The organism is uncultured Rikenella sp. (genome assembly GCF_947628055.1).
In the GTDB taxonomy this organism is placed as follows: domain Bacteria; phylum Bacteroidota; class Bacteroidia; order Bacteroidales; family Rikenellaceae; genus Rikenella.
The window spans coordinates 1-17,520 of record NZ_CANQYJ010000047.1 but is presented as its reverse complement, the minus strand read 5'-3'; the positions used below and the strand labels follow the sequence as shown (position 1 = coordinate 17,520).

General features: G+C 48.8%; 18 protein-coding genes. 10 read left to right on the top strand and 8 right to left on the bottom strand.

Annotated elements, in window-relative coordinates; genetic code table 11:
• Nucleotides 1-674: 674 nt before the first annotated feature.
• From Q0Z93_RS05875 to Q0Z93_RS05840, 8 genes are all read right to left on the bottom strand, one after another.
• Complete coding sequence (locus tag Q0Z93_RS05875; RefSeq protein WP_298063656.1) at nt 675-1,808, bottom strand: 6-bladed beta-propeller; 1,134 nt, start codon at nt 1,806-1,808, stop codon at nt 675-677.
• Nucleotides 1,809-1,885: 77 nt separating this feature from the next.
• Complete coding sequence (locus Q0Z93_RS05870; RefSeq protein ID WP_298063655.1) at nt 1,886-2,176, bottom strand: hypothetical protein; 291 nt, start codon at nt 2,174-2,176, stop codon at nt 1,886-1,888.
• A gap of 105 nt (nt 2,177-2,281) precedes the next feature.
• Nucleotides 2,282-2,941, bottom strand: coding sequence for a hypothetical protein (locus Q0Z93_RS05865; protein ID WP_298063653.1), 660 nt, complete (start codon nt 2,939-2,941; stop codon nt 2,282-2,284).
• Between the two features lie 7 nt (nt 2,942-2,948).
• Entirely contained in the window at nt 2,949-3,953 is a 1,005-nt protein-coding gene (locus Q0Z93_RS05860) for a hypothetical protein (protein ID WP_298063651.1), read from the bottom strand.
• 261 nt (nt 3,954-4,214) lie between these two features.
• The gene (locus Q0Z93_RS05855) at nt 4,215-5,327 is read right to left on the bottom strand and encodes a BF3164 family lipoprotein (protein ID WP_298063649.1); all 1,113 of its coding nucleotides are present in this window, start codon (nt 5,325-5,327) and stop codon (nt 4,215-4,217) included.
• Nucleotides 5,328-5,386: 59 nt separating this feature from the next.
• The gene (locus tag Q0Z93_RS05850; protein WP_298063647.1) at nt 5,387-5,677 is read right to left on the bottom strand and encodes a hypothetical protein; all 291 of its coding nucleotides are present in this window, start codon (nt 5,675-5,677) and stop codon (nt 5,387-5,389) included.
• Nucleotides 5,678-5,870: 193 nt separating this feature from the next.
• The gene (locus Q0Z93_RS05845; protein ID WP_298063645.1) at nt 5,871-6,020 is read right to left on the bottom strand and encodes a hypothetical protein; all 150 of its coding nucleotides are present in this window, start codon (nt 6,018-6,020) and stop codon (nt 5,871-5,873) included.
• Between the two features lie 515 nt (nt 6,021-6,535).
• Nucleotides 6,536-8,335 (bottom strand): O-antigen ligase family protein, encoded by a 1,800-nt coding sequence (locus Q0Z93_RS05840; RefSeq protein ID WP_298063643.1) that lies wholly within the window; start codon nt 8,333-8,335, stop codon nt 6,536-6,538.
• A 55-nt stretch (nt 8,336-8,390) separates the two neighbouring features.
• Here Q0Z93_RS05840 and lepB point away from each other — a divergent pair, with 55 nt between their 5' ends.
• The 10 genes from lepB (at nt 8,391) to Q0Z93_RS05790 (ending at nt 17,519) form a co-directional block, all read left to right on the top strand.
• Nucleotides 8,391-9,266, top strand: a complete 876-nt coding sequence (gene lepB / locus Q0Z93_RS05835) for a signal peptidase I (RefSeq protein WP_298063642.1) — start codon at nt 8,391-8,393, stop codon at nt 9,264-9,266.
• A 438-nt stretch (nt 9,267-9,704) separates the two neighbouring features.
• Nucleotides 9,705-10,844: a DUF4221 family protein gene (locus tag Q0Z93_RS05830; protein ID WP_363291540.1), complete on the top strand. Its 1,140-nt coding sequence runs from the start codon at nt 9,705-9,707 to the stop codon at nt 10,842-10,844.
• Complete coding sequence (locus Q0Z93_RS05825) at nt 10,841-11,323, top strand: hypothetical protein (RefSeq protein WP_298063640.1); 483 nt, start codon at nt 10,841-10,843, stop codon at nt 11,321-11,323. Before Q0Z93_RS05830 ends, Q0Z93_RS05825 begins: the two co-directional genes overlap by 4 nt.
• Nucleotides 11,324-11,465: 142 nt before the next feature.
• Nucleotides 11,466-12,428: a 6-bladed beta-propeller gene (locus Q0Z93_RS05820; protein WP_298063637.1), complete on the top strand. Its 963-nt coding sequence runs from the start codon at nt 11,466-11,468 to the stop codon at nt 12,426-12,428.
• A gap of 206 nt (nt 12,429-12,634) precedes the next feature.
• Entirely contained in the window at nt 12,635-12,793 is a 159-nt protein-coding gene (locus Q0Z93_RS05815; RefSeq protein ID WP_298063635.1) for a hypothetical protein, read from the top strand.
• Between the two features lie 145 nt (nt 12,794-12,938).
• Nucleotides 12,939-14,021: a BF3164 family lipoprotein gene (locus Q0Z93_RS05810; protein WP_298063633.1), complete on the top strand. Its 1,083-nt coding sequence runs from the start codon at nt 12,939-12,941 to the stop codon at nt 14,019-14,021.
• Nucleotides 14,021-14,542: a hypothetical protein gene (locus tag Q0Z93_RS05805; protein ID WP_298063631.1), complete on the top strand. Its 522-nt coding sequence runs from the start codon at nt 14,021-14,023 to the stop codon at nt 14,540-14,542. The genes Q0Z93_RS05810 and Q0Z93_RS05805 overlap by 1 nt, the downstream gene beginning before the upstream one ends.
• A 199-nt stretch (nt 14,543-14,741) precedes the next feature.
• The gene (locus Q0Z93_RS05800; protein WP_298063629.1) at nt 14,742-15,899 is read left to right on the top strand and encodes a 6-bladed beta-propeller; all 1,158 of its coding nucleotides are present in this window, start codon (nt 14,742-14,744) and stop codon (nt 15,897-15,899) included.
• A 430-nt stretch (nt 15,900-16,329) separates the two neighbouring features.
• Entirely contained in the window at nt 16,330-16,470 is a 141-nt protein-coding gene (locus Q0Z93_RS05795) for a hypothetical protein (protein WP_298063627.1), read from the top strand.
• A gap of 137 nt (nt 16,471-16,607) precedes the next feature.
• Nucleotides 16,608-17,519 (top strand): BF3164 family lipoprotein, encoded by a 912-nt coding sequence (locus tag Q0Z93_RS05790; RefSeq protein ID WP_298063625.1) that lies wholly within the window; start codon nt 16,608-16,610, stop codon nt 17,517-17,519.
• Nucleotide 17,520 lies beyond the last annotated feature (1 nt).

The following is a 17,520-nucleotide window of genomic DNA, read 5'->3' as shown; positions in this document are numbered from 1 at the left end:
GGGATGCTCTTCTCGCTGCTGGCCATCGTTCTCTACCTGCCCCTCTTCCTGCCCCTGAAACGGTAGGGTAGTAGGGGAACTCCCCTACCTAAGCAGGCTCTTGGGGAAAGATGGGAAATAGATGGAGCGTTACAAATAAGTCATATGCTCGGTTTGTTCGACCGACTGCGTACAACTTGATCATGATGCTAAGAGCACCACGCGGTTCTCTCTGTCTAAGAGGAAAGTGTGGAATATTTTATCTTCTAATTTCAATTTATTTTTCCGTAAGAATAACCGTTCCGAATCGACAACAAAATTACGAATTCTATACCGATGCGTCCACATATCGATACTTTGCGCATTCGGAGTTCCGACATAATAAACGATGTCAATATCATATTGACAAAAAACCGAATCAGACCTGAGTATATACCACTGCCGAAAGTCATCCAAACAGACATTGCATCGCCCATCGATAAATGTAACTATTTTCGGCTCCGGTTTTGCCAATATATGACGAACTCCGGTATCCTGGAGCGGTTCCAATAACTCAATGTCCTTCATACCGGAAATGATCTCCCGTACATCGGTCGGGCTGCAAGAAACCACCCCGATACACATAAGAACAACGATAAGAAAAAATCGAAAATTCATATCCAATGATCCCGGATTATTGTTCGATTAACCAATCATTATTTCAACTTCGTAAATAATAAAACAAGCGGATACTCATCAACATCCACCGTTGTTCCTCCCTCCATCCTTACCCGACGATCGACCAATTGCGGAACTCCGATCACCGGCTCCACATACGAAATCAACGTCGCCGGATCATCCTGTACGAATCCGACAGGAAACAGCGGATCAGCTACATCATATGTCTCGGGACGGATTTCTCGAACCACCGCCTCGTGTCCGTCATACACCAAATGGTACTTAATCTTCCCCGCATTGATGCAGCCAAACACATAGGAACCTACCACCCACGGCGACTCCGAAGTCAATCGCATTCGGTCGTCATCATAATATTTCATATAACGCCGATAGTCTGTCAAAGCCTCTTGCGGGATATTTTCCCTGCCATAATCGAAACCAACGACATAAACCATCGAATCGGCTGCCTCGTCATAACGGTAAATATTTTCGCCGAAAATCGTAAACAACTCAACTGGACCGCAGAAAGCATTCCACTGCGAGCGTGAAACGGCACCCTGATCAGAACGAGGACGAGCTATCTGGAACCGGATCGGATGCAACACGCTGTCCGTGATCAAGACTTCGTGCAGGAGATAATCATCTCCCAGATCCTCGTTGTATGGCGACAGAACAAACACCATACGATTCTCCGCCATCCGGTGACATTCATAAGCGGCGAACGGAAGCGGAATCGTTCGTACGAATTGTCCGTCATCGGCCCGATAAACCTGTACTCGTTGTTGCAATATGTCGGTGACAAAAACTTCGTTGCCGGAGATGGAAAAATCGGAAATATTCAAGGCTTCCTGTGGTCCTTTTCCGCGCGGGGCCAACTGATACAAAAAATGCCCTACACTGTCATAAACATTCAGCGAACGGCTTTGAAGTTCATCCAAACAATATATTTTCTGACGATAACTCACAGCTTTGGTAATATAACCTTGGATATGAGTTGCAGGAGCAGTAAGGGCAACATACCAAATACTGTCAGACAGACCTTCCTTTCCCTCGGAGGAGGTTTCCAATGCCGCATACACATCGATGACAGAACCGTGTTTGGCATGGTAAGGTGATTCGCCGCAGCCAACAAAAGCAAGACTTACAAAAAAGAAAAGAAAAAGGTGTTTCATGACAGACCATTGTGTGGATTAACGTTAAACTTTACATGTAGACCCGGTCGTTCTTGTGGGGAACGACCGGGCAATGATTATCTACAAGGTATTTCCGAGCAATTCGTTTGAATTTCTGCCGCACATCGATATCCGTTGCCAGTAAACCATCCTGGACAATCGTATTTTTTCTGTGGGGCATTCAAGAATTCCTGACCAGGAATTAAATCAGGATCCTCTGGATCTAAAAATGCCATCGCTTCAAGATTGGCCAGCGTCAGGTCCGACATCCGTTGTTCGGGCTGCACCATCAAGTAACTGGTCACCGCCCCGGTGCCCAGTAGCAGGGCTCCGCCGGATGCCAGCATCATTTTAGTCAATTTTTTCATCACTTGAGAAATTTAAAACGGTTGGTTTTTCAGGACGAAAAAATATCATCAATATCAAAGATAAATCTTTAATTATCAAAAAACAAGTTTTTTTGCTGTTAAAATTCACCCCCTCACCCCTGCCGGCGGCAGCGTGCCGAGCACAGCGGCCTGCCCGGCGAAAGAGCCGAGGGCCGATAGGAGGGTCAGCCGTTTATTTTTCCGGTTCGGTGGGTAACGTACCGTCATTTTCGACGAGTTTGGCGATGGTGGACTTATATAGAGCTCCCACATCTTCGGATTCCCGATCGGAGACCCTACGAGCACCACCTGGTTCTCTCTGTCTAAGAGGAAAGTGTGCATTGTTTTGTAACCAACCAACAACTGGTTTGTGTCTACAAATGTCCCTTTCGGATCCAAAAGACAATGAAACCCTAAATCATGAATCATGGAATCTAACTCAAAGTCTATCTGCTCTTGTTGTAAAATGAAAACTATCGGCAAATCCAACCCTCTTACACACAAATCTTCTTTCTGAATATACCAGTTCCGGAGTTCCATTTCACAAGCCGTACATTCTTTTGTCGAGTCTACCGTAATGATTATTTTGGGAGCCGCAAAAGTCGACAAAGAATCTCCGGCACGAGTAAACAGGTCTTGATCGAATAATAATTCCTTTCCGGATAATGCTCGAAGTTGTTGCGCAGCAATATCTGTCGATTTGCTCATGCAACCGTACTGGCCGATAAGTACGAATAATAAGGTGAACCTGAATAAAGTTTTCATGTCAAATTCAGAATACAGAATTTAAGTCGTAAATATCTATCCGATCCGGCGCATCGAGGTCGATCGCGTACAACCGCCGGTGGCGCTCCGAAACGGCATAAGACAGGCGCTTGTATCGTCGTTGAAGCAGAAGCCTGCTCCGTAATCCGGTCTGCCAGCTCCACACCAGAATCTGAGGGGTATAATCGCCCGAAAAAACCGCCCGGTTGGGTACCCCGTCGTAGAAGGTCAGAAAGAAAAACGAGTTCGTCGGATAGGAGCGTCCCGCAAACGAAGGGCACGTGCCGGCCCGGTACGATTCGTAATCGGGCCCGTCGACCGGATAGGCCGCGAAGCGCACCTCTTCCAACAGTTCACCTTCAGGCGTATATTTCCGAATCAGATTCCGGTTGTTGTAGAAGCTATAGACCGTATCCCCTCCCTGCCGGGCGACATTGGTTTTAAACTCTAAGATAAAACGCCGCCGGTCGTCGTACGGCGAGGGTGGATAAGTGCCGCATTCGGTAATCTGCCCCTCCTTGTAGATCAGATGCTCGGCCCCGGCGCCGTTCGTATGTCCGTTCATGAAAAAATGGTTTTCGCCCAGCTTGGCCAGGCCGTTCACGGCATCGTAGATCACGATCGGAGAGCGACGGACCACCCGAAGCCGGCCCTTTTCGATCCGGATCTCTTTTTCGATGCCGTTGTCCATCACGCAGAATCCGGAGTCGCTGGGCAGGATATAAGCCCCCGACAGAAAGGTCATCTCGTTCGGCCCTCGCCCTCGGGCTCCGCAGGCGAACAGGAAATCGAGACTCCGGGCGTCGAAACAGCGGAAAATGCCGGTATGCCTTCGGCCTTCTTCGACAATCAGGTAGTCTCCCAAGGTCAAGATGCCGTCCGGGGCCCACAACGCGCTGTTCAAAGAGACACTCTGCACCTTCAGCTCAATCGTCGGCACTCGGTCCAAGTTGATTGAGGTTTGCCGGACGATCGCCTCGCGGCTGCATCCGACACAAATCAAAAACAACAAACTATTTACAACAATACCGGTTTTCATGATCTATGATTTAAAAAGCGACGCATTGTGCAATGCGTCGCAATCATTCGAGGATTACTTTCTACACTTCGCGAGTTGGGAATAATCTGTACAAGTTTCATCCAGGCAGGTCGAACATTTTGTAACCGTTATATAGCCAGCACCAAATGCCGCGCACCCGACCCGGAGCTGCAGGAATAAACGGTCATCAGAGCCAACCCGACAAAAAAACTGCGTAAACTCAGCCTTCGAAAATCAGTAAGCATATCTATAAACATACGACAACCCGTCTTCGTACGATAAAACGTAAATCTGCCGATGTTCCGGATCCACGTCGAACGAAAGAATACGCTGATCAAGACGCAATTTCATGACGGGATTCCCATCCCAATCAAAGGCATAGATATACGGTATTTTTTGTACCTTGTCCGATACAGCGTTGCCGGAGTAGGAAGCCCAGATCAATCCGCCTCGCTCGACACACACAAAATAGGCATCTCTGGTCTCACCATTGATCGAAAAGGCCGGATAGGCATTCCCCTTTTGCTCGCACCGAAATTTGGGATAGAAGAGCGACGGACCATGTCGACGATGCAAACGCTTGCCGGTTTTTAAGTCATAAATGTCGATCAAATCGGTGCTTTGATACAAAATTGCCATCCGGCTGACGGCTGAATCCACAACGGCGTTACATTGAAATATTTGAGACAGATATTGCACACCCACCGGTTCAGCCAACTCGGGATAAGCTCCGAAAGAGCGCACGACTTGTCCGGTCTTATCGTTTGTTACAATCAACGGAGCGTCATCCGAAGCCAAAACCAGCGAAAAAACTTCATTCCGGGAGGGAAAACTTCTCCAGCACGGCGTATCTCCCAGCCGGATTTCATGCTGAGGCCGAATCGTAATTGCGGCCAAATCGGGACTGTTAACGATTTGATTTAGACTATTCCGGAGGCTATCGGTATCGTATAATAAGACTTTGCGTTGTTTGAAATCGGTGTATACGAGCTCGTTGTTGAGAGCCGAAAAATACAGATATCGACCTCCGAGAACTTCACCGGGGCCTCGCCCGCGACTTAAAAAATCACGGAGCCACTTACCTTCGCTCGTATAGGCCGAAATCCGGTTCTTAGCCCGGTCGCTATTGACCAGATAGATGAAACCGTCCTGCTGAACGATTGTCAACGGTTCGAATAGTTCCGGAAATGGCAAACGTTCCCCAATGAGTGAATTGGTGTCAGGAATATCACTGTCGGTGAATATGACAGCTTCCGGGTAGCTCGATCCTGTTTCCGAGGGAGATGTAGTGGTTGTACAAGAGAATAACAGACCAGCTAAACTAAGCATCAAAAATAATTTCCCCATATTGATCAGGTTAAAAGCCGGCATATCTTTATGCTGGCTAATTAAAAGAGCCTTATTTTCTATAACTCACAGGTAAAAGTAAACATAATTCCATTGATAGAAACCGGGACTGGGCAGGCTTTGTTCGGATCGCGATAACAAAAATCATTACAATCCAGTTCCATTTCAACTCCCGGCCATTTGTCCGGATTGTCCGGATCATCTATATCGAATGCCATCGCTTCAAGATTGGCCAGCGTCAGGTCCGACATCCGTTGTTCGGGCTGCACCATCAAGTAACTGGTCACCGCCCCGGTGCCCAGTAGCAGGGCTCCGCCGGATGCCAGCATCATTTTAGTCAATTTTTTCATCACTTGAGAAATTTAAAACGGTTGGTTTTTCAGGACGAAAAAATATCATCAATATCAAAGATAAATCTTTAATTATCAAAAAACAAGTTTTTTTGCTGTTAAAATTCACCCCCTCACCCCTGCCGGCGGCAGCGTGCCGAGCACAGCGGCCTGCCCGGCGAAAGAGCCGAGGGCCGATAGGAGGGTCAGCCGTTTATTTTTCCGGTTCGGTGGGTAAGGTACCGTTATTTTCGACGAGTTTGGCGATGGTGGACTTGTAGAGCTCCCACATCTTCGGATTCCCGATCGGAGAACCTACGAGTACCACCCGGTTAGCTCTGTCTAAGAGGAAAGTGTGGAACATCGGGTTCGCCGGCAAACCCGGATTCGCCCGCTCGAAAGAGCCGGCCTCCACCGCCCATTCCCGAAAACCGCCAACGCCGCCCGTTCCCCTGCCGCCGCATCGGGTTCCGAATCGAACGTTATGGTCACATCTGAAACTGCTACATATTGACTCGTCACATCCCGATAGTACAGTTCGCCGAATAGATTATCCGCTGCCGAACCTGCCGGAAGAATTGGATTGAACTCCACCCGGTGGATTTTCGGCGGCCCGGCCACTAACCAATCTCCCGTGTCGAGCATCGCCGGATTTCCCTCCTCGTCGAAGTAGACCGCTTCGACATGCCCCCGTCCGATCCCGCTGAATGCCCAAGGTATCCGCCCGCCTCAAAGCCTGCCGGGACGAGAAGAAGTAACCAAGACACGCGAAATGCGGCCCTTTGCGGCAGTGTAACCGGCTGTTTGTAAACGGTTCGGTCGCCCGCAGGAGGAATGGTCACGATCGAAAGGATCGGGCAGGGAGATGTACTCGCCCGGTCACTGGTTTTCGGAGTGCCAGGTCGCCACTTCCCGCTTGATCTCCATCGTGGCGGGGGAGGTAACTTTTTCCTGAAAATCCAGCACGCGCCGGCACATCGGCTCCAACTTGTCGGTCTGGCCGGTTTCGCGGTATAATTTGGCGAGCAGGTAAAGCGGGTAGATGCGGTTCGGCACCATGTAGTACGCCCGCAGGTAGCAACTTTCAGCCCGTGACGGGTCGCCCAGAGCTTTGTAGTTGTTGCCCATGACGTTCCGGAACATAGGGTCGGCACTCAAGGCTGCGCCTTCGGTCAGTATGGCGTTGCTGCCGGCATAGTCGCCCGTGAAGTGCAGCGAGTGACCGTATTCGTACAGGAACGCTGGCTCCGCTTTCAACAGCGGGTATTGCTCCTTTGCGCTGCGAGCCACTTGTTCGTAGAGTTTCATACCGTACATCATGTGGTCGGTGTGCCATTCCCGGTAAGCTTTTTCGCGAGGTTTTTCGTGACGCCACAGGACGAATGTCAGAGGAAGCATCACGACCGCCCAGAACAGGAACGCGACATATCGGTTCACTCTGATGCCCCGTGCCGCAGGAGCTGCCGCTGCCAACAGAAATACCCCGGCCAACAGGAATTCGGCCAGCGAGAAAGGGTAGGAGGCGAAAGCGAAAACCAACAGGCTCACGGCACCGAAAAACAGGCCGCCGGTACTCGCCCGGCGTCTCCAAAGTCCGTACAGACAGAATCCGGCAGCAAGGACGAACAGCAGACCTCCGACCAAGCCTCCCTCTGTCGTTATGTGCAGGTACTCGTTGAAGGCGTCATCCGGCGTGCCGGCTACCAGAACTTCCCGTTCGGCCCGTGGTGCGGCGGCAAAATAGGCTGCCTGTTCTTCACCGTAGGCTCCGGCGAAACGACCGAACCCGCATCCCAGAACAGGCTGCTCCCCGATCATCCGGGTGGAGTTTTTCCAGATCAGGAGCCTGCCTTCGGCAGAGTCGCGTTTCATGTGCCAGGTCGCCGTCGCGCCGGCAATGAGCATCACGCCGGCACCTACCGCCATGCCGAGATACAGTTTGCGGTGACAAGAGGCGAACAACCGCAGGGTGGAAAAGTATCGGACAACGATCACGGCGCCGCAACCGGCAAGGGCGGCTGCCCAAGCCGTGCGGCTCATCGTAATCGGCAGGATCACGAGGCTTAGGAAAAAGACGCTGCCGGCCACCCATCGGTACAGAGGATGCTCTGCCGACAGGCGGCGGAGCATCCCGTATAGGGCGACGGGAAGAAATACCGCCAGGAATCCGCCGTATGGCCCCGGGTTGTAGAAAGTTCCCGTCGCGGCATACAGGGCGTGGTTCGAGACGCGTTCGCCACAGCTTTGCAGAATGCCCAGAGCGGCTTCGTATCCGGCCGCGAGCAACAGGATCAGCAGCAGGACCCGGAAGATCCGCTCCGAGGTGAAAAGTATCCGTAATCCGGCATACCACATGCCCATGCCTGCCGCGAAGATCAACCGCATGGGGTCAGCCGTACCCCACAGTGCGGTGTTCAACAGGTAGTAGGCCAGGCCGAGACCTGCGACCGCATCGGTCGCGGTCAGCCGGTAAGAGGCGGTGCGGTTGCGGAGCCGGCCGGCCATGTGAAGCGTTACGGCGGCGGCGAAAATCACCAGTAAGGGTAACAGGGTGAAGTATTTGGCGGTAGTCAATCCGTTGTGCAGGGTCGACGAGGTGACCGGGATAATATAGAATACAGTGCCGGCGGCCAGGGCGACAAAATACTCTCCGATGGTGATAAACAGCTCTTTTTTCATAATTTTAGATTCTAAAGGTCGTACTTTTACGATTCAAAAACAATAGAACGGACGTATGGATGCACGTTGCAAAAAGAATATTCTGAAATGGGGAATGCGCGCTGTTGTGCTGCTGGCGGTGCTTTTCGTAATGAAATATGTGCTGTGGATATTTGTGTGGGATCGCTATCCGGTGCCGACGGACTCGATGTACCCGACGATCGTGCCGGGCGATCGGATCATGGTCGACAAGCTGGTCTTCGGGGCGAGGATCTATAAATCGACCGATTTTCTGGCCGACACGTCGGAGCCGCCGGTATTCCGTATGCCGGGCTTCCGGCAGCTCAGGCGCAACGATATTGTGGTGTTCAATTTTCCGAATATCGGCGAGCAGGGGATTTGGTTCCGGATCAACCAGGTGTTTGTCAAACGGATCGTCGGTCTGCCGGGCGACACGTTGTCGGTGGAGAGGGGTTTTTTCCGGATCGCGGGGCTGGCGGATACGGTGGGTTACCTGCCGGCGCAGCGGCAGATTGCGCGGATGCCGGACAGTGTGGTTGCGGCCAGCCCGCACCGGATCTATCCGTGGTGCGTGCCGCAGTGGACGATCCGCAATTTCGGGCCGATCTATGTGCCGCGGCGGGGGACGACGGTGATGCTGGACAGCCTGACGTTTCCGCTTTATTTGCCGATCATGCGGCGCGAAACGGGGTGTGAGGTGGTCGAAGCTCCGGCGGGGGCATATCTCATTGACGGCCGGCCGGCGACGCGGTACACGTTCCGGGACGATTATTATTTCGTGGCGGGTGACAATGGGTTGAGTTCGTTCGATTCCCGTTATTTCGGGTTTTTGCCGGAGGATTATATTGTGGGGGTGGCCACTCGGATATGGGATTCGCGTGATCCACATACGGGGAAGATGCGGTGGAAGAGGTGTATGAAATCACTGTGATATATGTAAATAGTAGCGATATTTGCTCCTTTGTAAGGATAAATAATTATCTTTAATGCGGAATCAGAGTTTGATCATCCGCTTTTTTATTTATTTAAACCTTACTAAAGATGAAAAAGAAACTTTTTTGGGGCCGCTTCGGTGTTGTTTTTTGGGGCGGGTATTGTGGCAGCCCTGCACGCTACGCAAGTATCAGAACGGACTTCGGCCATGATGCTGGACAATGAACAAGCTGGATAACAACAATGGAGATTGTACAACGGACGGTAACGGCAATTATTTTTGTGAGAGTTCGTGGTGGATACACGATTGTGTCCGCCAATAACGAAGGAGAAGCTGTCTCAGGATAATTATTCGGCAAATGAGAGACGGAGTATATTCCTGCCTCTCATAGTATATTCCCACATCGAAAACAAATTTCTAATTTGCGCTGAACTTATGCGGTATAACCAGATAATTTTTAAACTAATCTGTAGTTTACCTGTTCTTTTGTTTGGAGCGTGCAATGGTTATTCGCCGCATCCCAATCCGGTTCCTGAGAATCCCGGGGCCGAAGAATGCGCGATGGTTGCAGACGGTCAAATAATCTTATTTCTGAATTCCGTCACTTCGAACAACACAATATCTTCGCAATATTTATCGAATGATCATCTATTTTCGTTCTTGGCTAATGATCAACAGATAAATGTTTATGATCTGACAACCAATAGGTTTTGTTATAAAATTCCGGTATGTAAGTCTTCTCTGAATCATCCGGTGGCATACAATATCGTCAGTCCGGACTCAATTTATGTGCTCGATTACAGTGGGATTATCGGCTTGATAGACCGAAACGGGAATTTGCGGGAGAAACGTTCTGCTGTGTCCCGTTGTAAGTATTATCCGATACCTATTACAGGAATATCACCCTTGATATTGAGAGATGGCCGGTGGATATTTGCGGGGAATATGGCAGGAGAATATTCGGATGAGAATGGGGAGAATAGATTGACACTCTGTATGGTAGACTCGATTTCCGGTGAAGTGTCGGCTTATATTCCCTATCCGGACATCTACCGCGATCAGAACTGGGGCGGAGGATTGTTCCGCTGGGTGTACATGACTTACAATCCGACAAGCGATCGTGTCATTATGAGTTTTCCGGCCGATCATTTCATTTATGAAGTCAATCTGCAAGATTTCTCGACCCGGTCCTATTATGCCGGTAGTAAGTATATCGATAAAACCGAATCACTGAACAGATACAAAAGACTACCGTTAGGCTCTGAAGGTAAAATACGACACTTTGCTGAAACCAACAGCTATGCAAGGATTCTTTATGATCCTTACCGGAACGTCTATTATAGAATAGCTGAACAGGCGACCCGTTATGATGAAATGAAAGGTTGGAAAAAACCGGTCTCGGTGATTGTCATGGACAGTACATTTCGAATTATCGGAGAGAGTCTTGTCGAAGATTCCTTTTCTCCCGGTTACCGCTACACCTTATTTGTTGACCGGAACGGATTACAATTCCAGCAAAAGTCGGATGAAGATCACCTGATTTTCCAAACGTATAAATTTACATCTACGAAATGAACAATAAACTGCAATATAAACTTTTGATCTTAGTCTGTTGTTGCCTTGGGATGATGCAGGCATGCAGAAGCAATCATATTGAGAAATTCAACGCTGTCATTCACAAAACGGTGGCATCTTCGGTTGACCTATCGAAATTAGAATATATTGTAATTATTCCCAATGAAGGTTGCGGCGGTTGTATTACTTATGCGGAAGAGTTCTACAAACGCAACAGAGACAGGGAAGATATTCACTTTGTGTTTACCCGTATCATGTCTCGTAAAATTCTGAAGCAGAAAGTCTCTATCAATCCGGAAAATACTTATTTAGATGAAGCGAACATTTTTCTGGAGGCTTATCCTGTCGACCGCAATATCTACCCCTGCATTTTGAGGCTTCGGGAGGGAAGTGTGACAGAGATTCATTACCAATCGCCGCAAGAGGATGGCTTCGCAATGTTAACCGAAACAAACACACTTTCAGACAATGGTTTCTAAACTTACATTCGCCGGGCTCTGCCTGTGTCTGCTGCTAACCCGGTGTTCCGAACGCCCCGACGGTGCGGCTTGTCCGGTCATACCCCTGGGGGCCTCGATCGGGCAAACTGCCGGACAAGAAGCAGGTTTCACGCTTAACCATTTGGCACAGACTGTTGAAATGATCCCGATACAGACCGTAGAGGGCTGCCTGATGGCTCAACCGAGAATTTGTTGGGCGCAGGACTCGATTCTGATCCTGGAGGACAGGGCGGTTATCTATCGAATAAACAGCGCCACCGGTCAGATACGAACGGTAATTGACCGAAAAGGGAAAGGGCCGGGCGAATATATGATGATCGGGGATGTGGTGTGCGACCCGCGTCGTGGGGAGATATATGTCAGTGACTTGGCACGCAAGATTAACACTTACACGCTGAATGGTCGTTTCCTGTCAGCCAGCCCCGTCGATTTTATCGGAGGTTTCAATCAGCTGCCCGACCGGAATTTTGCGATCACCTATTATCCCTCCTCATACCGGACGGTATGTGTAGGCATTTACGATTCGACATGGAACAAAGTGTGCGACTATTTGCCGTTTGCCGACGTGACTCAGCAGAACCGGACCGGTTCGGTCTCCGTCGAACCGATCAGTCGTCAGAATGAACAGTGTTACTATAAAAGCACATTGGGTGACACGCTGTATCGTTTGTCATCTCGCGGACCTGTTCCGGCGCTCGTATTGGACAAAGGTGAGTTGCGGCTCCCGGCGGCGATCGCGATGGATGTGACCCGCAAAAAAGAACGATCTGAATACATTTTCGGAGAGTATGGATTTCTGGTGGATAAATTCTACTTCGTATCTTTCTATTATGACAATAGGAAGTATTATGATATTTGGGATTTGAATACTTCCGCTTTGGTGTACCGCAACGTTTTGAGCTCTCCGTCCGATCCGGAAGGGGTAGTGGTGGCGGTCGATCAAAAGCAGATTAACTTTTGGCCGAAATATGTACATGACGATTGCCTCTATGCCATTGTTGGGGCTGATACGGGGATTGTTCCGGGCCTTGATGAAAATAGTAATCCGGTAATTGTAAAAATTAAGATCCGTTCTTCTGAATAATGGCTGCTGTTTGTCGTCGCGACTCGGATCTGGGATTCGCGTGATCCGCATACGGGGAAGATGCGGTGGGGGAGGTGTATGAAATCACTGTGATATATGTAAATAGTAGCGATATTTGCTCTTTTGTGAGGATAAATAATTATCTTTAATGCGAAATCAGAGTTTGATCATCCGCTTTTTATTCATTTAAATCTTACTAAATAAAGATGAAAAAGAAAATTCTTATTGGCGCCTTCGCGGCGCTGGCACTGGGAGCGGGAGCTGTTACAGCTGCGCACCTTTCGGGTAACGGCTTCTTCGGCGGCCTAACTAAAGACAATGTAGAATCGTTGGCTTCATGCGAATTAAGGGATAATGATGGTTAGGTTATCTATGCATGCTCCGGCGATTCAGATTTCTGTAGTCTGCCGAGCGGAAGCCTTACTTGTTCAGAAAAACGTGTATGGTAAAAAATTAGACTTGTCCCAAAAGGGGCAGGTCTTTTTAATGTAATTTAATGAAATCTTTATTATGATACGTTTTTGGGGAGGAGGAATAATACTAATATGTATAAGTCTGTTCACCGGGGGATGTCGTCAAATCTCCACTGAGTTGCCAAGTGTGTCATTGCCTGTGGATATTAAAACGAATGCCATTGATTTGGAAGTGGATACAATGATTACTTCCGAGGCCTTTATACATGCGAAAATGTATTATGTGTATAAAGATAGTACGTTAATCGTGATTAATCAGGCTACAGAAACAGTTCCTTATTTGGAAGTCCGAAACTTGACAGACAATTGGAAGATCGGCAATTATATTCCGCTGGGTAAAGGACCGGGCGAGATGTTGCGGGTAGTGGCATACTTAGAAGGGAATACTTTGAAAGTGAATGATTTTGTCAAAAAGCAAATAGCTTTTGTCAATCTGGATTCATTGTTGAAAAATCCGAATGGATATCAAATATCCTCATGCAATTATCAGGTCCTGACGAATGCTATTAACCGTTTCTCAGACGGAAAATTGTTATTTGAAAATCCTTATTGCTTTAGTGATTCTAAGTCCGGTATTGAAAATAAAAACGCACCTCGCCTGAAAATTGGTGATAACACGACCAATGACGAGGACTTCGGAACGTATGATTATGTGACTCATAATGTTTCGCAGGGAAGGCTTGTCTATAATCAAAATCGGAATCGAATCGTTTACGCTTCGTCAAGTATACCTGTGGTTGAGATTTATGATTCGACATTGGCTCCATTGATGCGAATTGTCGGTCCGGATTCTTTTGATGATCAGATGTATGTGATTGCTCCGGATGGATTGGTGACATATAAGAAAACAGCTCCTTACGCTTATCTTACATACAGTTACGACGACGACTATTTCTATCTGGTTTATAACGGTGAGCTGATCGATTTCAATGTGAAGCAAGAGAAGGATCTGCACACATGGATTTTCCGGTTCGACTGGGACGGGAATTTCGAGGGCAGCTACTATTATCCGGGCTATGTCAACGCCATCTCGATCAGCGGGGACGGCAAGTCTTTCTATGCTTCGGCGCGCGACGAGGATAATATGCCGATGCTGGTCAAACTCAGCGGAATCGAATAATGATGAGATATTGCTTATTTTTCTTACTGGCCTTGCTGCTGGGGAGCTGCGGGGGGCCCAAGGGGGCTGACGTGTCGGCGGAGGAGATGAAGATCGGGGAGCGGGCGGCGATTCTTTTGAAGATCGTCGAGGGGATCGATACCGCACAGATCAAGCGGGTGCCTGTCGCCGAGGAGATTGCCGGGTTGCAGGGCGTAATGAATTCGGTGCTGGTCGGCAAGACGGGCTATGGGATGTTCTACCTGCTGAATTCCGGGTGTTCGGTCTGTATCGCGGAGTTGATCGATTTCAGCTACGCCTTAAAGAAGAGCGGTTTGGAAATCCCGGTGTATGTGGTGCCGTCCAGCCGGAGTCATGTGCCGACAGTGGAGTATTATCTGGAACAGCCGGAAATGAAATCGGGGACCGAGCTACATGTCTTGAAACATTCGCTGCGGGGGAGTCTGATCACGGAGCGGAACAGAACGGTGGTGGTAACCTACGGAGGGCGCACGGTCGAGCAGTTCGTGTTCGAGCCGTAAAGGCCTGTTTCGGTCTCTTTTTCGCCGGAGAACGCTGTTCCATAGGGGAGATGGGGTGTGGTATATGAGGAAGTTTTTACAGAAATCGACGAATCGGTTGCTGTGCGGGAACCGCTTGTCCGGAATGTCCTTGCAGCCGTTGCGCAGATTAGGAGAGAGGATATTCTCTCCCGTGTTTTTTATATAATGTTTGCGAATCATGAACCTAAAAATTGTTTTTCCTTCTCTGATCGGTTTGTTGTTATTGGGGAGTTGTGGGGAACATACCAGCAAACCGGCGGCCGATGCTGAGACGGTTGTGGCGTATGATCCCAATGGCGGCAGCGATCTGTTTCATTCCGACCTGATCCGGGAGATCGAACTCGTTCCGTTGGAGACTTCCGATTCATCGTTGATCGGAACCACTCCGGAATGTATGATGGATACGCATGGGAACTATTATATTGCAGATATTAATGGCAGTCAGAAACTATTGCGTTATGATAGTACCGGCCGTTTTTTGAATGCGATCGGCAACCGAGGCCGGGGACCGCGCGAGTATCTGGGGCTTTCCAATTTTCTGATCGATTCGCTTACGGAAAATGTTTTCGTGTTTTCAAATCTGGACCAGAAAGTCTGCATTTACGGAAATGACGGTAGTTTTGTTTCCAACCGTACTTTTAACACACCCTTTTTTCAGGGTTGGCCAGATGGAGAAAATTATTGGCTGTATGAAGGCTATATGAATGGAAGTTCAGACTACCGGGTACTTAAAGTGGATGCACAGGAGAACATAATCGAAACTATTTTGCCCGCTGATATACAGATCATGCCGATGGAAGAATCCTTTCCGGTATTCATACCGGATCCGAATGGAAATCTTATGTTAAGGGAAACATTCAGTGATCGGATTTATCGGTTGTCGGCCGATAGTGTGATTCCTGTTTACGGATTTGATTTCGGAAAATACAGTATTCCTCAGGAATATTATCAAATAGGCGATGTACGACAGTCGGTGGAATATATCATGAAACGTGATTTTGCTTGCATCGATCGCTTTATGGAAAGCAATCATTATGCAGTCATCCAAGTGTTATTGAAAAAAAAGGATGATAGAAACGCACTCGTCTATGGTATCCTTGATAAAGCTACCGGTGGATGGCAATGGTATACTTTTGAAGATATCCTGAAAAATAAATCTTTAGGTGCAGGTTCTGTTCGGATGCTTACAGCCGGGGACGAACTGATCTGCCTGGTGGATCCGATGCGCCTGATGGAGATGGCGCCGGAAGAGCGGTCGATTTTCCGGAATCCGGAGGTCATAAACAGCCTTACGGAAGAGAGTAATCCGGTGGTGCTCAAATGCCGACTGAAATAACCTTTTCCCATGAGTAAGAAAAACCTATTTGCCGCCGCGATCATCGTTATTGTGCTTCTGGTCGGCTCCAATATCTATTTCATAGCGCAGAGCAGTCGCTTGAGCACTCAGTTGGTGCAAGTTTCGGCCGGTGGTAGGGGGCCGTGCCCGGAATATCTTCGTGCCGAGCAAAAGCAACCGGAGGTACTCCGAGATGTATTACCGCTATTTGGGAGGATACTAAACAGGGCGAAATAGCTGTGGATGTCGATGATAATAGTCTTTTGTAAAAATAAATTGATTATCTTTAGGGCGGACATAGGTCCGCTTTTTTGTTTATTTAAACCTTACTAAGAAGAAACTTCTTTTCGGCGCTTTCGCGGCGCTGGCATTAGGGGCGGGGATCACCACTGCCGTGCACATTACCCAAACGACGGATCGTACCTCGGCCATGATGCTCGAGAACGCCGAGGCATTGGCTTTGGGTGAAATGATTGGAAACGAATATTGCGACACCGGCTATGAAGGCGATCTGTGTGCCATTGTATTCGATGCTAAAGGACAGGCGTTTACATTGTTTCATTACAATTGATTTTAACAAAACGGGCCGGGTATTTTTCAAGGTCCGGCTTTAATATGTATACACGAATGAGGTTTATTATTCGTAGTTTGATAATCGGCAGCGCATGGCTATTGGCTTCTTGTACCCCTTCTGAAGGGCCCCTGAATTTGCAAGATATTACTAAGGATAGCCGCGCAGTGGCAGGCCATGCTTTGCCCATCCAAGTCATATTGGCTCATCCTTACCAGATACAATACATGAACGGCTGCCTGCTTTGGGTGGATAGAACCAAAAATAAGCTCTTGACCATTTACGACCTACACAAGAGACAGGTGGTTACGCAAGTGATTAATCAAGGTAAAGGACCGAATGAGGTGCTTCCGCCGTTGCAATTGCAGGTCGATTCTCTGGCTGGTACCGTGGGGCTGCTTCAACGGCGCACGGGGCAATACGTTGAATTACGGTTTAGCGATCTGTTGTGCGACAGCATCGTTCCTGTACGTCAATTCAGTTTTGACGGTGGGGCGGATAGGTGTCTTAAACTGAGCTCCGACAGCTATTTGTTTACTTACATCTTCCCGGATACGGTCGCTTCTGCCTGCATTTCTGACACCACGGGGAAACCCCTGCGGTGGATCAACACCTTTCCCTCCGAAATTCTGGAACTTCAGAAACCCGACGACCGGTATATCAAAGGACAGAGTCCAATGGCTTACCATGCCAAGCGCAAAACCCTTTGTCTGGCTTACAGCTCGCTGGACAAGGTGCAGTTTTACGACCTCAGCGGGCACACCCCGATGTTAATTCGGGAATATAGCATACCGGGACTGGACCAGGAATACACTCCGCATGCCCAACAGACAGTATCGACAGAAAACCACATCTATGTGCTGCGAACCGAATATCCCGGCAAGAAACGTTATATCATTCAATTCGACTGCGAGGGAGGTGTGAGGGACTGTATTGAGGTAGGGCCTGAGACTTACCGTTTTTGCGTAACACCGGATGATACGAAGATCTACACTTTGGAGCAGGATAGCGCTGCTATGCCTGTTGTTGCTGAATATCGGCTGCGGTAAC